This window comes from Arthrobacter sp. R1-13, from assembly GCF_054161475.1.
This window is the reverse complement of record NZ_CP096420.1, coordinates 2947346-2961965: the sequence shown is the minus strand read 5'-3', so window position 1 is coordinate 2961965 and position 14620 is coordinate 2947346. Positions and strand designations below refer to the sequence as shown.

General features: G+C 61.7%; 12 protein-coding genes. 9 read left to right on the top strand and 3 right to left on the bottom strand.

Annotation, left to right across the window (positions count from 1 at the left end):
• The first annotated feature begins 261 nt into the window (after window positions 1-261).
• The 5 genes from M1D88_RS13715 (at window position 262) to M1D88_RS13695 (ending at window position 5661) form a co-directional block, all read left to right on the top strand.
• Entirely contained in the window at window positions 262-1599 is a 1338-nt protein-coding gene (locus M1D88_RS13715; protein ID WP_458111362.1) for a hemolysin family protein, read from the top strand.
• Window positions 1596-2666: a hemolysin family protein gene (locus tag M1D88_RS13710; protein WP_458111361.1), complete on the top strand. Its 1071-nt coding sequence runs from the start codon at window positions 1596-1598 to the stop codon at window positions 2664-2666. The genes M1D88_RS13715 and M1D88_RS13710 overlap by 4 nt, the downstream gene beginning before the upstream one ends.
• Window positions 2667-2750: 84 nt before the next feature.
• Window positions 2751-3779, top strand: coding sequence for a metal ABC transporter solute-binding protein, Zn/Mn family (locus M1D88_RS13705; RefSeq protein ID WP_458111360.1), 1029 nt, complete (start codon window positions 2751-2753; stop codon window positions 3777-3779).
• A 166-nt stretch (window positions 3780-3945) separates the two neighbouring features.
• A complete protein-coding gene (locus M1D88_RS13700) occupies window positions 3946-4758 on the top strand; it encodes a metal ABC transporter ATP-binding protein (protein WP_309106506.1) in 813 nt (270 codons plus the stop codon).
• Window positions 4759-5661 carry a metal ABC transporter permease gene (locus M1D88_RS13695; RefSeq protein ID WP_458111359.1) on the top strand — a complete coding sequence of 301 codons (903 nt, stop codon included), beginning with the start codon at window positions 4759-4761 and terminating at the stop codon, window positions 5659-5661.
• Here the strand turns inward: M1D88_RS13695 and M1D88_RS13690 are convergent.
• On the bottom strand, window positions 5658-6107 hold the full coding sequence (locus M1D88_RS13690) for a Fur family transcriptional regulator (protein WP_309106508.1): 450 nt from the start codon (window positions 6105-6107) through the stop codon (window positions 5658-5660). The genes M1D88_RS13695 and M1D88_RS13690 overlap by 4 nt on opposite strands.
• Before the next feature lie 97 nt (window positions 6108-6204).
• Here M1D88_RS13690 and M1D88_RS13685 point away from each other — a divergent pair, with 97 nt between their 5' ends.
• Window positions 6205-6861, top strand: a complete 657-nt coding sequence (locus M1D88_RS13685) for an MBL fold metallo-hydrolase (protein WP_458111358.1) — start codon at window positions 6205-6207, stop codon at window positions 6859-6861.
• A gap of 32 nt (window positions 6862-6893) precedes the next feature.
• On the opposite strand, the gene M1D88_RS13680 is transcribed toward M1D88_RS13685, so the two are convergent.
• Window positions 6894-7976 carry a PLP-dependent cysteine synthase family protein gene (locus M1D88_RS13680; RefSeq protein WP_458111357.1) on the bottom strand — a complete coding sequence of 361 codons (1083 nt, stop codon included), beginning with the start codon at window positions 7974-7976 and terminating at the stop codon, window positions 6894-6896.
• A 96-nt stretch (window positions 7977-8072) separates the two neighbouring features.
• Between M1D88_RS13680 and M1D88_RS13675 the strand changes: the two genes are divergently transcribed.
• From M1D88_RS13675 to M1D88_RS13665, 3 genes are read left to right on the top strand one after another with little or no spacing between them, the layout of a single operon-like run.
• A complete protein-coding gene (locus tag M1D88_RS13675; RefSeq protein ID WP_458111356.1) occupies window positions 8073-8936 on the top strand; it encodes a sulfurtransferase in 864 nt (287 codons plus the stop codon).
• A 59-nt stretch (window positions 8937-8995) separates the two neighbouring features.
• Window positions 8996-10150 carry an NAD(P)-dependent alcohol dehydrogenase gene (locus M1D88_RS13670; protein WP_458111355.1) on the top strand — a complete coding sequence of 385 codons (1155 nt, stop codon included), beginning with the start codon at window positions 8996-8998 and terminating at the stop codon, window positions 10148-10150.
• Complete coding sequence (locus M1D88_RS13665) at window positions 10147-10575, top strand: HIT family protein (protein WP_458111354.1); 429 nt, start codon at window positions 10147-10149, stop codon at window positions 10573-10575. The genes M1D88_RS13670 and M1D88_RS13665 overlap by 4 nt, the downstream gene beginning before the upstream one ends.
• On the opposite strand, the gene hrpA is transcribed toward M1D88_RS13665, so the two are convergent.
• Window positions 10572-14612: an ATP-dependent RNA helicase HrpA gene (gene hrpA, locus M1D88_RS13660; RefSeq protein WP_458111353.1), complete on the bottom strand. Its 4041-nt coding sequence runs from the start codon at window positions 14610-14612 to the stop codon at window positions 10572-10574. The genes M1D88_RS13665 and hrpA overlap by 4 nt on opposite strands.
• Window positions 14613-14620: the final 8 nt, after the last annotated feature.

Below are 14620 nucleotides of genomic sequence, written 5' to 3'. Positions count from 1 at the left end.
GGGGGCTGTCAGCGGAGCACGAATCACAGTTCCGCCAACTCCACCCGAAGAGCCGGCAAACCCCGTTCACGCGCCCATCGATCTCCGCTGACTGTGAGTCCTGGCGGAATGCAGGAAACAGGCTCGGCTTCTGCTGACCATCCTCCGCCGGGCAGACACGTCCAGTCCTTCGAGCGCGTACTTCCCCTGCTGAGGTCATCGTCAGTGCCATTGCCTGATATGGCCCAAAGCATCCCACTCTGTCATGAGGCTGATCGCTGAATGGAGTGGTTACTTCTTATTGCCGGCTTCCTCCTTATCCTCGGCACGGGTTTTTTTGTCGCCGTTGAATTTTCGCTGGTGGCCCTTGACCAGGCGACGGTCCAGCGGGCAGTGGACAGCGGCGACACCGGCGCTGTGCCGCTGCTGAAATGCCTCAAGTCACTGTCCACTCAACTGTCCAGCTGTCAGCTGGGCATCACACTCACCACCCTGCTTACGGGCTACGTGATGGAACCCTCGGTGGGAAGACTCCTTGAGGCTCCCTTGGCGGCGTTGGGTCTCGCCCCTGCCGCAGTCGCGTCATTGTCCCTGGTTTTGGCGATGGCACTTGCCACGCTGCTGTCGATGCTGATCGGCGAGCTGGTCCCGAAGAACATGGCAATAGCGCTGTCTCTTCCGATCGGCAAGGCGTTGGCCCGTCCCCAGCTGGTTTTCACGGCCATTTTCAAACCAGCCATCATTGTGCTGAACGGGTTCTCCAACAGGGTTCTCAATATTTTCGGGCTTGAGGCGAAAGAGGAAATTTCCGGAGCACGAACCCCAGCCGAGCTGGCATCCCTCGTTCGCCGCTCGGCTGACATGGGAACGCTGGATGCGGGAACAGCCAACTTCGTCGCACGGACGTTGAACTTCTCCGGGCGAACCGCTGCCGACGTCATGACTCCCCGCATCCGTGTTGAGACAATTGCGGCCGATCAGCCGGTTACCGACATCCTGGAAGCTGCGCGCCGAACCGGGTACTCGCGATTCCCTGTTATCGGAGATTCCCCGGACGACATCCGCGGCCTTGTCCACGTCAAGAAGGCCATCGCCGTGCCATCATCCCGGCGCAAGAAGCTCGAGGCCGGCGCCATTATGACGGACGTCCTGCGGGTCCCGGAGACCATCCACCTGGACGCGCTGCTTGCTGAGTTGCGTGAAGGAAACATGCAGCTCGCCGTGGTGCTGGATGAATACGGCGGAACCGCCGGCATCGCCACGCTGGAGGACCTGGTGGAAGAAATCGTTGGAGAAGTCTCTGACGAGCACGACAAAGTCAGGCCTGGACTGCTTCAAAGTGCTTCCGGTGATTGGTACTTCCCAGGGCTTTTGCGCCCGGACGAGCTCTCCGAGCAGATCCCGGGGCTCTCTGTCCCGGATGAATCTGCCTATGAAACGGTGGCCGGCTACGTCATGAGCCAACTCGGGCGCATCGCCTCCGTAGGGGACACCGTTGACGTCGACGGCGGGACACTGACAGTGACACGCATGGACGGCCGGCGGATCGACAGGATCTGTTTCAAACCCGGCCCCGTCCGGGATAAGGAACATGCCGCAGGGCAGGGGGGCAAGGCATGAGCGACTGGGCAGGAATTTTTTGGCTCGTTGTGCTGCTCATGGGCAACGCCTTCTTTGTTGCGGCTGAGTTCGCAGTCATGTCGGCCCGGCGCAGCCAGATAGAACCGCTGGCTGAGCAGGGGTCCAGGCGTGCCCAGACCACACTGCGCGCGATGGAAAATGTCTCCCTGATGCTGGCTTGTGCCCAGCTGGGGATCACGGTGTGCTCGCTGCTGATCCTCTTGGTGGCCGAGCCTGCCATCCACCATCTTCTGGCCGAACCGCTGCACGCGCTGGGGGTTCCCGTGGAGGTCGCCGACGTCGGCGCCTTCGCCGTTGCGCTGCTCGCTGTCACTTTCCTCCACGTGACCTTCGGCGAGATGGTCCCTAAGAACATTTCCGTTTCTGTAGCTGACAAGGCTGCTCTGTTGCTTGCACCGCCGCTGATGTTCATTGCCAGTTTGGTCAATCCGGTCATCCGGGTATTGAACTGGGCAGCAAACCACATTCTGAAACTGCTCCGGATTGAGCCCAAAGATGAAGTCACGTCCTCCTTTACCTTGGAGGAGGTCCAGTCGATTGTGCAGGAGTCCACCCGTCACGGTCTCGTAGACGACAATGCGGGCCTTATCACCGGAGCTTTGGAATTCTCCGAATACACTGCGGGCGACATCATGGTGCCCCTGGACAAGCTGGTAATGATGAAGCCCGGCGCCACACCGGTGGACTTCGAGAAAGCTGTCAGCCGGACGGGCTTCTCGCGCTTCCCGATGGTGGACGACGACGGCATGCTGTCGGGCTATCTCCATATCAAGGACGTTCTGTCGATTCCGGAGGCCGGCTACCGGTATCCGATAGCAGAAGGCCGTATCAGGTCTTTGGCAAACCTTTCCGCGGACGATGAGATCGAGAAGGCAATGTCGGTGATGCAACGGACCGGCTCGCATCTGGCCCGCGTGATCGGACCTGACGCACAGACCCAGGGGGTGCTGTTCCTGGAGGATGTGATCGAACAGCTTGTGGGCGAGATCCGGGACGCAACCCAGGCCACCGGGATACGGCGTCTGGGCCAGCAGGAGGGCGGCTAGCTCCTTCCGGGCCGGATTAAGAATTGACCTAAGGAGCCTAAATAGGAATCATTCCCATTTAGCGTTAGACTTTTCGGGTTGCTAATGCTCCTGATTCTCATCGACAAGATCCGAGGCCTACCTGTGCGTCATTTCGTCCTTCGTCCCTCCCTGGCAGCCGTTGCCGGACTTGGTCTCCTGCTGACCGGATGTGCCGGGGCGCCGTCGAGCGCTCCTTCCCCGTCCGCTGGCGGGACCATCGAGGTCGTCGCTTCAACCAACGTATATGGCGATATCGTCAGCGACATCGGCGGCGACAAAGTCCACGTGACCCCGATCATTACGCGCACCAGCCAGGATCCCCACTCCTACGAGGCAACCACGCAGGACAAGCTGGTCATCTCGAAGGCGCAGGTGGTTGTCCAGAACGGTGGCGGCTACGACGATTTCATCCACAAACTCGCCGAGGACAGCAAGATCGCCGAGGACAACATCATCACGGCAGTCGATGTCTCAGGCCTGGCACCGGAGGGGGAGGGAGCCCATGCCTCCGAAAGCCCGACGGGAACAGCAACTGAGTCCGCTGATAAGCATCAACACGAACACGGAGAGTTCAACGAGCACGTCTGGTACAGCTTTGATGCCATGTCCAAGCTGGCAGACGCCGTTGCCGCCAAGCTTTCAACCATCGATTCCGCGTCTGCCAGCACCTTCCAGGCCAACGCCGAGTCGTTCAAGAAGGAACTCGCCGGGCTGCAGGACAAACTGGCGGCCGTCAAAGCCAGCGCAGACGGGGAGCCGGTAGCTATCACGGAGCCGGTTCCCGGCTACCTGCTGGAATCAGCCGGACTTGTAAACAAGACACCGGAAGAGTACAGCGCTGCTATCGAGGAAGGTACTGACGTCCCGGCGTCGGTCCTCCAGGAAGCCAGCGCACTGGTATCTTCGGGTGAGGTCAAGCTTCTTGCGTACAACCTTCAGACTGAGGGACCGCAGACCGAAGTCCTTAAGAAGGCTGCCGAAGGCGCCGGAGTACCTGTGGTTGATTTCAGTGAGACGTTGCCTGACGGCAAGTCCTACCTGCAGTGGATGTCGGATAACGTCGACAACGTTACTAAGGCCATCAACAAGTAGATTCCGGTACGCCCGGCCTGCCTTCCGGCCATCAGCATCGTCAATACGTCCTAAGATAATCAGGACAGAGTCACCGCGTGCAGTGCCCGTTGAGTGCCCATCTGGCCAGTTACAGGCTTTGATCCATAGCGGAACCAGACTCACCCTGAATTGAGGAACAGACACGTTGAAACCGGTAGTGAGTCTGCGCGGCGCCTCCCTTGCCTTTGGAAAAAGGACGCTGTGGGAGAACCTCGACCTCGATATCAAGCCCGGCGAGTTCTTTGCTGTCCTCGGGCCCAACGGGAGCGGAAAGACCAGCTTCCTCAAGGTCTTGCTCGGACTGCAGCAGCTTCACTCGGGGACTGCCACGCTGGGTGGCCATCCTGTGGAGCGCGGGAGCCGGATGATCGGGTACATCCCGCAACAGAAGTCCTTCGCACCGGATACACCCCTTCGGGCACGGGACCTGGTGGGGCTCGGTGTGGATGGGGACCGGTGGGGAGTGCGCCTCGGGGCAGCGAAGGTCAACCGCAGGATTGATCAGCTGCTGGCCCAGGTAGGAGCCTCGGACTACGCCAATGTGCCCGTCGGACAATTGTCGGGCGGGGAGCAACAGCGGCTGAGGGTGGCCCAGGCGCTCGCCACCGAGCCCCGGGTGCTGCTGTGCGATGAGCCGCTGCTTTCGCTGGACCTGCATCATCAGCAGGCGGTGAGCTCACTGATCAATGACCAGTGCCACGAGCAGGAGAGCGCCGTGGTGTTTGTCACGCACGAAATAAACCCCATTATCGATTACGTGGACAGGGTCCTCTACTTGGCTGGCGGACAGTTCAGGGTGGGTACCCCCCACGAAGTGATGACTACCGAAGTGCTTTCAGAGCTTTATGACAGCCACGTGGAAGTCATGCACCTGAATGGCAGGATCGTCGTGGTGGGGCTCCCGGATGCCACCACCCACCACCACGATGAACATTCGCTGGCCGGAGAGGGAGTCTGAATGGACTTCCAGGAATTTCTGCGTTCGGTTTTCAACTTCGACAATTACGGCGAGCTGCTCGCGCTGGTGCAGAACTCTATTTGGGCCGGTGCGGTCCTTGGACTGCTTGGCGGCCTGGTCGGAACCTTCGTGATGAAACGGGATCTGGCTTTCGCCGTTCACGGTATTTCCGAGTTGTCCTTCGCCGGTGCAGCGTTTGCCTTGTTAATAGGTGCGGACATCGTTTTCGGATCCCTCATCGGGTCAGTGGCTGCGGCATTGCTGCTGGGCCTGATGGGAGTCAGGGCGCGGGACAAGAACTCCATCATTGGCGTTATCATGCCCTTCGGGCTGGGGCTCGGAATTCTCTTCCTGGCACTCTACGAAGGCAGGGCCGCCAACAAATTCGGCCTGCTGACGGGCCAGATTGTCTCCGTCGATACCGTGCAGCTGCAGGCTCTGGCAGGCACCGCCGCCGTTGTGATGGTGGCCCTGGTGCTGATCTGGCGGCCTCTGACCTTTGCCAGCGTGGATCCGGAACTTGCTGAAGCGCGCGGTGTTCCAGTGCGTGGACTCGCCATAGCCTTTATGGTCCTGCTGGGAGTCAGTGTTGCCCTGTCCATCCAAGTAGTCGGGGCGCTGCTCGTACTGGCCCTCCTCATTACCCCTGCTGCCGCAGCCCTCCGCGTGACGTCGTCGCCACGGATGGTCGTCATCCTCAGCGTGGCGTTCGCTGTCACTGCGACGGTGGGCGGCATCCTGCTGGCCCTGGGCGGGAGGATTCCAATCAGCCCCTACGTGACCACGTTGTCGTTCCTGATCTATGTGGCCTGCCGGATCATTGGCGGAGTGCGCTCCCGGCGTGGACTGATTGGGCGCCGGGTGCAGTCAAGCCCGGCACGTGCAGCTTCCCTGCAGGCTTAGTTAGCAGAGCCCGTCTGGGCCTTGCCCTTTGCCTTCGCGGCCGAGCAATCAGGGCACAGACCGTAGATTTCCAAGGTATGGGCCACTTCGGTGAACCCGTGCTCCTTGGCAGTCTGCGCCGCCCACGTCTCAACGGCGGGCGCCTCGATCTCCACAGCCTTGCCGCAGTTCCGGCAGAGCAGGTGATGGTGGTGCTCAGTGACGGCGCACCGCCGGTACACGGCTTCCCCATCGCCGCTGCGCAGCACATCCACCAGCCCCTCGTCAGCAAGCGATTGCAGAATCCGGTATGCCGTGGCCAATGAAACCGAGGTTCCCTGATTCTGCAGGATGCGGTAGAGCTCCTGCGTGCTGACGAAGTCGTTGAGCTGATCCAGAGCGGCGCTGACCGCGAGGCGCTGCTTCGTCACCCGCTGTTCTTTTCCAGCTGTGGCGCCCTGTGGCATGGGTTGAACTCGCTTCCCTCAAGGGATGGTGGCAAAGTTCAAGATTACCAGCCACGGGTTCGTGGACAGGGCGATATCAAATATCTAGGCTGACCGGATGAAGCTGACGAAATACTCCCACGCCTGTGTCCGCCTCGAGAAGGACGGACTGGCCCTGGTTCTTGATCCCGGAACCTACTCTGAATCGCAACAGGCTTTGGAGGGCGCTCATGCCGTGCTTATCACCCACGAGCACCCGGACCACATAGATGTTCCGGTGGTGGCAGCTGCACTCAGCGAGAATGATTCACTGCAGTTGCACGCGCCTGCGGGTGTGGCGGCCCGGCTGCGCGAGGAGGCTCCGGCTGCGGGATCACGGATCCACACGGCCGAACCCGGCACCAATTTCCGTGCAGCAGGTTTTGATATCAAAACGTTCGGCGGCCAGCATGCGCTCATCCATCCGCAGATCCCCATCGTCGCTAACGTGGGTTACCTCATCGATTCCAACGTCTACCATCCCGGCGATTCGTTCATCATCCCGGATGGGGTGAGCGTTGGGACACTGCTCGTTCCGATTCACGCGCCGTGGAGCAAGATCGGGGAAGTGGTGGATTTTGTAGTGGGCGTCCGGGCTCCGAAAGCTTTTCCGGTCCATGACGCGCTCCTCAGCGAAACAGGCCTCGGAGTCGTGGAGGGGCATGTGAAGCGCATTGGGGCCAAGTACGGCACCGAGTACGTTCATCTGGCAAGCGGCGAGTCCGTTGAGGTGTAGCCCTTCCGGTGGCCCGGAAATAGTGGATCCGGTTAACCGCTCCAGATTCCGGAATCGAAGAATTTCCGAAGAGTGGTTTCATACGGAGCCGGGTCAAGCCCTTGCATAGCCAACCACTCCGGATTGTAGTAGCTGCCTGCATAGCGGTCACCGCCGTCGCACATTAATGACACAACACTGCCGGTGCGGCCTTCCTGGACCATGGCTGCGATGAGTTGCCATACACCCCAGAGGTTGGTGCCCGTAGAAGGGCCGGCATGCAGCCCTGCGAGCCCGTGCAGGTGGCGCATGGCGGCGACGGACGCGGAGTCCGGCACCTGGATCATGTGATCGATGACGCCGGGAACGAAGCTCGGTTCCATGCGGGGCCGCCCGATCCCTTCGATTCGGGAGGGGAGGCCCGTTGCCGTCTCGCCTGCACTGTCGCGCCAAGCCGGGTAGAAGGCGGAGTTCTCGGGGTCCACCACGGCCAGGCGGGTCCCGTAACAGTGATAGCGGAGATACCGGCCGATTGTGGCGCTGGTACCGCCCGTTCCTGCTCCCACCACAATCCAGGCTGGGATGGGATGCTCCTCGAGAGCCAGCTGGCCGAATATCGACTCGGCAATGTTGTTGTTGCCGCGCCAGTCCGTGGCACGCTCGGCATACGTGAACTGGTCCATGTAGTGGCCCTTGGCGGTGTGAGCCACTTCGGCGGCCGTTGCATAGACTTCGGAGGCGTGGTCCACGAGGAGGCAGGACCCGCCAAATTGTTCGATGAGGGATATCTTCTCCGGACTTGTTGTCCGGGCCATCACTGCAATGAAGGGAAGTCCCAGCAGCTGGGCGAAGTACGCCTCGGAGACCGCCGTGCTGCCGCTTGAAGCCTCGACGATGGTGGTGTCTTCCTTGATCCAGCCGTTGACCAGGCCGAACAGGAAAAGGGACCGGGCCAACCGGTGCTTGAGGCTCCCGGACCTGTGAGTGGATTCATCCTTGAGGTACAACTGGACGCCCCAGTGCTCCGGCAGGGGCACAGAATATAGGTGGGTGTCGGCAGACCGGTTGTTCTCGGCGTTGATCCGCCGGACGGCTTCATCTGCCCACGTTCGATCCAGGCTGCGCGGTTGTTTCACTGCTCCAGCCTACCGGGGCCGCGATGTGGCCCTGCGGTTAGAGTGGGGTGGCTGATACGTGATTCTGAACTCGCGATTCTGAACTAAGGAGATTCTATGAACACGCTGGTGGACGTGTCCTGGGTGAAGGAGCGGATGGCCGCCGGCGGCCCCGTTGTTCTGCTGGATGCGCGGTGGGCGCTGGGCGATCCGCACGGCCACGAACACTACCTCGAGGAGCACATCCCCGGTGCGCTGTATGTGGATCTGCCCACCCAGCTGGCCGCCGCTGCTGATCCCCGGCGAGGACGCCACCCTCTACCTTCATTGACCCGGTTCCAGGAGTCCGCGCGGAGTTGGGGTATCCGGAACAATGACGTTGTGGTTGCCTATGACGACAGCGGGAACATGGCCGCGGCCAGGCTCTGGTGGTTGCTCAGGTACGCCGGCTTTCCAAGCGTCTTCCTGCTCGACGGCGGCCTGGCGGCATGGAAGGAGGCAGGGTTCCCTGTCGAAGAGGGAGACAGGAAGGCCGCGCCCGGCGATGTCACTCTGGCAGAGGGTGCCATGCCTGTCATTGACGCGGCTGAGGCTTCCCGCTGGCACCAGTCCGGGGTCCTGCTGGACGCCCGTGCAGGGGAGCGGTACCGGGGTGAGTTCGAGCCCGTAGACCCACGGGCGGGCCACATTCCCGGTGCGGTAAGTGCACCGGCCACCGGGAATCTCGACGACGACGGGCGTTTCCTTCCCGCTGCGGAACTCAAGGAACGCTTTGCCGGCCTTGGCGTCGGGCCGGGGTCATCTGTCGCAGTCTATTGCGGCTCAGGCGTTACAGCGGCCCATGAGGTAGCCGCCCTCGAGATTGCCGGGATCACAGCCGCACTCTTTCCCGGCTCATTTTCTGAATGGTCCAACAATTCCGACAACAAAGTAGCGACCGGCCCTGAACCAGGCGGGACGGCCGAAAGTCCTGCTGTTTGATGACCATTGTGTTGCCCGGTGATTGGAAATTCTGCCGGTGCCGGGAGTAGCGTCACACTATGACCCCAGGACGCCCCTCCCCGCCGCCCTTCGCCAAGCCGTTGCCACCTCTTGTTCCTTCCGCTTCATCGGCGGATGCCCGGTTGGCCGCCGGTTATGGCGCCCGCTCCAGTGACGGAGGCCTCGTCCCGCTGACGGTCTCCCGGCGCGCACCCGGGGAAGACGACGTCGAAATTGCCATCGAATTTTGTGGCCTGTGCCATTCGGATGTCCACGCTACGAGGGGCGAGTGGAGTGCGCCGAAGTATCCACTGATTCCGGGCCACGAGATCGTGGGACGCATCAGCGGCGTGGGATCCGCCGTCGACGACTTCTCCATTGGGGACCTGGTGGGCGTCGGGTGCATGGTGGATTCCTGCCGTGAGTGCGAGAGCTGCCTCGACGGATTCGAACAGTACTGCGAGAAGGGCCCGGTGGGCACCTACGGCGCCATCGATCCACGGAACCCAGGCGGAATCACCCAGGGCGGATACTCATCCTCGGTAGTGGTAGACCGACGCTATGTGTTGAGAGTGCCGGAGAATCTTGACCCGGCCGCCGTCGCTCCGCTCCTCTGCGCCGGGATCACTACGTACTCGCCGCTGCGGCACTTCGATGTCGAGGAAGGCGATGTCGTTGGGGTCGTGGGCCTCGGCGGACTCGGGCACATGGCCGTCAAGCTCGCCAAGGCTATGGGAGCCCAAGTAAAGGTCTTCACCACTTCCGAAGCCAAGGTTGCGGCGGCCAAGGAGTTGGGGGCAGACGAGGTCATTCTGTCGCGGGACGAAAACGCCATGAAGTCGGCCGCCGGCAGCATCGACGTCATCATCGATACGGTTGCCGCACCACACGGCCTCGGCCCGTACTTCCGGACCCTGCGTCTTGAAGGCGCGCTGTTCCAGCTGGGTTTGCCCTCTGATCCCATGCCGCCGGTCAATCCCTGGCATCTGATCCGCCGCCGCATCGCGTACTCCGGTTCCTATATCGGTGGCATTGCCGAGACCCAGGAGATGCTGGACTTTTGTTCAGAGCACGGCGTTGTGTCCGACGTCGAAATCGTTTCAGCCCAACAACTCAACGAAGCATATGAGCGGATGGTGGCCGGTGACGTCAAGTACCGCTTCGTCCTGGACAACAAGACCCTCCCGGCTCCGGCAGCAAAGGCAGACGCATGAGCAGCATATTCACCAAAATCATCAACGGCGAGATTCCCGGGCGTTTCGTCTGGCGTGACGAGAACGTGGTTGCCTTCCTGACCATGGGTCCGCTCGCCGACGGCCACACCCTGGTTGTCCCCATTGAAGAGGTGGACCGCTGGACCGATGCGAGTCCGGAGATTCTTTCCCGGACCATGGAGGTGGCGCGGAAAATCGGTGCGGCCCAAGTCGAGGTCTTCGGATCGGCCCGGGCGGGGCTACTGATCGCGGGCTACGAAGTCCATCACATGCATGTGCACGTGTGGCCTTCGAACTCGATGGCGGATTACGATTTCGGGTCGGTGGATCAGAACCCGGATCCTGCCCAACTGGACGCGAACGCGGAAAAACTTCGTGAGTGCTTGCGGGCCGCCGGATACTCCGGGAATGTTCCCGAATCCTAAGCCGGCGCCAGCGCCTTGTTCAGCACGGCGCGGATCCTTTTCTCAGACACTGAATAGGCCGTGCCGAGTTCGACGGCGAAGAGGCTGACGCGCAGCTCTTCGATCATCCAGCGCACGCGGGTGAGTTCTTCCCCGGCGCGTCGCCCCGGCAGCAAAGCCGAGACGGCGTCGTCGTAGTCGTCTTCGAGTCCTTGGATCACGCTCATATTTAACGCATCGCGCTGGACGTTACCTGGAAGCTTCTCCAGGCGCTTCTCGATCGCGGCCAGGTACCGCGGCAGCTGGCTGAGCTGGGCGTAGCCCGTTTTTGCCACGAAACCCGGGTAGACCAGTTGCTCGAGTTGGCTCCTGATGTCGTTGAGCGAACTGATCAACGCCAGGCTGGTGGTGCCCTTCAACTGCTTTCTGATCCGGCTGGTGCTGGACAGGATGCGCTCCACGATGGCGGTGACGCTGAACACGGTATCGATCAGCTCCGCCCGCACCTGCTCGTAGAGAGACCTGAACAATGCTTCGTCCCAGGGCAAGTCCGCCGGGGTCAGCTTGTCAATCGCGGCCAGCGCGCAGTCGGCGATGAGCGCTGAGACCGAACCATGGGGATTCTGGCTGAACGTTAACTTTTCCGTGTTGCTCAAGTGTTCAAGGACGTAGCGGTCAGGGGAGGGAACTTTCAACGCGAGGAGACGAATTACGCCGCCCCGCATGGCTTCCCGCTGCTCGGATTCAGTCTGGAACACCTTCAGCGCCACTGACGTCCCCTCGTCCACCAACGCGGGATAGCCAGTGACGGTGTGACCGTTGACGGTGCCTTTAACCTCCCGCGGCAGGGTCCCGATAGTCCAGTCCGTGAGGCCTGACTGTTCGGCTATGCCCTGCCTGCTTCCATCAAGGCCGGAGGTACCCTTGCCGGACCCGCCCTTGCCATTGGCGGACGCCCCGGTTGCTGCCCCCTTCGACGTAGCGTTGGCGGAACGGGATGGGCTTGCGCCACTTCGAGGCGCCGTCGTACCGGGCGTCGCGCCCAGGGATTCGGCGATGGCACGGCGCGTTGCGGGGGCGAGGCGCTCCTGCAGGACCTTGAGGTCCTTTCCCTCGTCGAGTACCTTGCCGTGCGAATCCACCACGCGGAAGCTCACCCGAAGGTGTGATGGGATGGCGTCCCAGTTCCAGGATCCCTGGGGAATAACCTGGCCCCGGATGCGCCGGAGAGCCAACTCCAGCGAGGGCTCAAGCTCATCCTCAGCGGGATCGAAGTCGCGCTCCAATGCGGCGACGGCCTGCCGTGCGACGTCCGGTGCGGGAACAAAGTTTTTGCGGATGTTCTTTGGCAGGGACTTGATGAGCGCCGTCACGAGTTCAACGCGCTGGCCGGGAATGAGCCAGCGGAAGGGCGCGTCATCGAGTTGGTTAAGGAAGAGGACAGGAACTTCGGCCGTTACGCCGTCTGAAGGATTGGGAGGGGAGCCCGGAGCGACCGGATGGAATTCGTAACTGAGCGGAAGCTCAAAGCCCTTGTGCTGCAGACTCTTCGGGTACGCGGATTCATCCAGGGCATCGGCGCCCTCGCTGATGAGCAGCGACTGGTCGAAGTCCAGCAGTTGAGGATCCTGCTGTCTGGCGTCCTTCCACCATTTATCGAAGTGGCGCTCGGACACCACCTCCTTGCCGATCCGGGCGTCATAGAACTCGAACAGTGTCTCGTCGTCGACCAGGATGTCCCGCCGACGCATCCGCGCCTCCAGCTCCTCGACTTCCTGGAGGAGCGCCCTGTTCCGGTGGAAGAACTTGTGATGGGTCTGCCAATCACCCTCCACCAGGGCATGGCGGATAAACAGTTCGCGGGACAGCTCCGGATCCACCCGGCCGTAGTTGATCCGCCGGCCGGGAATGATGGGCACGCCGTACAGGGTTACCTTTTCATGGGCCATCACCGCGCCCATCTTCTTGGACCAATGCGGCTCGCTGTAGCTTCGCTTTACCAGATCCGGCGCTACCTGCTCGGCCCAGAGCGGATCAAATTTGGCAGCCACCCTTGCCCAAAGGCGGCTTGTCTCAACCAGTTCGGCGGCCATTACAAACGTTGGCGACTTCTTGAACAGCGCTGATCCGGGGAAGATAGCGAAGCGGCTCCCGCGGGCACCGGCATATTCGCGTTTGCGTTCGTCCAGGATGCCGATGTGGCTGAGCAGACCGGACAGCAGGCTGATGTGGATGCCCTCATGGTTGCCGACGGGATCGGCCAGCCGCTTGTTGTCCAGGGTGATTCCCAAGGGCCTTGCGAGCTGGCGGAGCTGGGCGAACAGATCCTGCCATTCCCGGACGCGGAGGTAGTTGATGAACTCTGTCCGGCACAGCCGGCGGAACTGGGTGGAGGAAAGTTCCTGCTGCTTTTCCTGAAGGTAGTTCCATAAGTTCAGGAAGCCCGTGAAATCGGAGTTTTCGTCCCGGAAACGGGCATGCTTCTCAGCCGCCAGTTGCTGCTTGTCGGTAGGGCGCTCGCGGGGATCCTGGATGGTCAGGGCCGCAGCGAGGATCATCACCTCACGGACGCAACCCCGCTTGCCTGCCTCGACGATCATGCGCCCCAGCCGCGGATCCACCGGAAGTTGCGCCAGCTTCTGCCCGACGGCGGTCAGTCCGCCACCAGTCCGGCCGCGGCTGCCACGGCCGGCATCGCCGTCGCTATCGCGGCCCTTTCCACTGTTGGCGGCAGGGCCTGTGGTCACGACAGGGTTAAGGGCGCCGAGCTCGCGGAGGAGGGTGACGCCGTCGTTGATGGCGCGCGAGTCCGGCGGTTCCACGAACGGGAAGCTCTCGACATCCTTGGGTCCGCGGGCCACTCCCATGGCGGTCATCTGGAGGATGACCGCGGCGAGGTTGGTGCGCAGGATTTCCGGGTCGGTGAACAGTGGCCTGGATTCGAAGTCTTCCTCGGAATAAAGCCGGATAGCAATGCCGTCGGAGACACGGCCACACCGGCCGGAGCGCTGGTTCGCGGATGCCTGCGAGACGCGCTCGATCGGAAGGCGCTGGACCTTCGTCCGGTGTGAGTATCGGGAGATACGGGCCGTTCCGGTGTCTATGACGTATTTGATCCCGGGTACCGTCAGGGAAGTCTCGGCAACGTTAGTGGCAAGGACGATGCGTCGTTTGCTGCCGGGATGGAAGACCTTGTGCTGCTCCTGCAGGCTCAGCCTTGCGAACAGCGGGAGAACTTCAGTCCCTGCCAGCCGCCGGTTCCCTTGGATCCTGGCGTTGAGGGCTTCGGCTGCGTCACGGATCTCGCGCTCGCCGGAGAAGAAGATCAGGATGTCGCCGGGCGCCTCTGCAGCCAGCTCGTCGACGGCATCGCACACGGCATCCAGCGGATCACGGTCTTCCTCGAGTGCGTCATCCGAGGTGTCTTCTTCCGATTCCCGCCCTGCAGGTTGGGACAACGGCCGGTATCGGATTTCGACCGGGAAGGTCCGTCCGGATACCTCGATAATGGGGGAGGGCGCCTCATCTGTGCCAAAGTGCTTCGCAAAGCGCTCAGGATCAATGGTGGCTGAAGTGATGATGATCTTCAGATCAGGCCGTTGCGGAAGAATCCTTTTGAGGTAGCCCAGGATGAAGTCGATGTTGAGGCTGCGCTCGTGGGCCTCGTCGATGATGATGGCGTTGTACTTGCGCAGCAGCTTGTCCCGCTGGATTTCAGCGAGCAGGATCCCATCGGTCATAAGCTTGACCTTCGTGGACCTGCTCACCTCGCCGGTAAAGCGGACCTGGAAGCCCACCTCCTGGCCTATTTCTACGCCAAGCTCCTCGGCGATGCGTTCAGCAACGGTGCGGGCGGCCAGCCGCCTCGGCTGAGTGTGGCCTATCAGGCCGTTCTCCCCGAGTCCCAGCTCAAGGCACATCTTGGGAATCTGGGTGGTTTTTCCGGAGCCGGTCTCGCCGGCGATGATGGTTACCTGATTCGCGGCGATGGCCGCCATCAGGTCCTCGCGGCGCTCGGATACCGGCAGCTCGGCGGGGTAGGAGATATGAAAAGTCATGGCTGGAA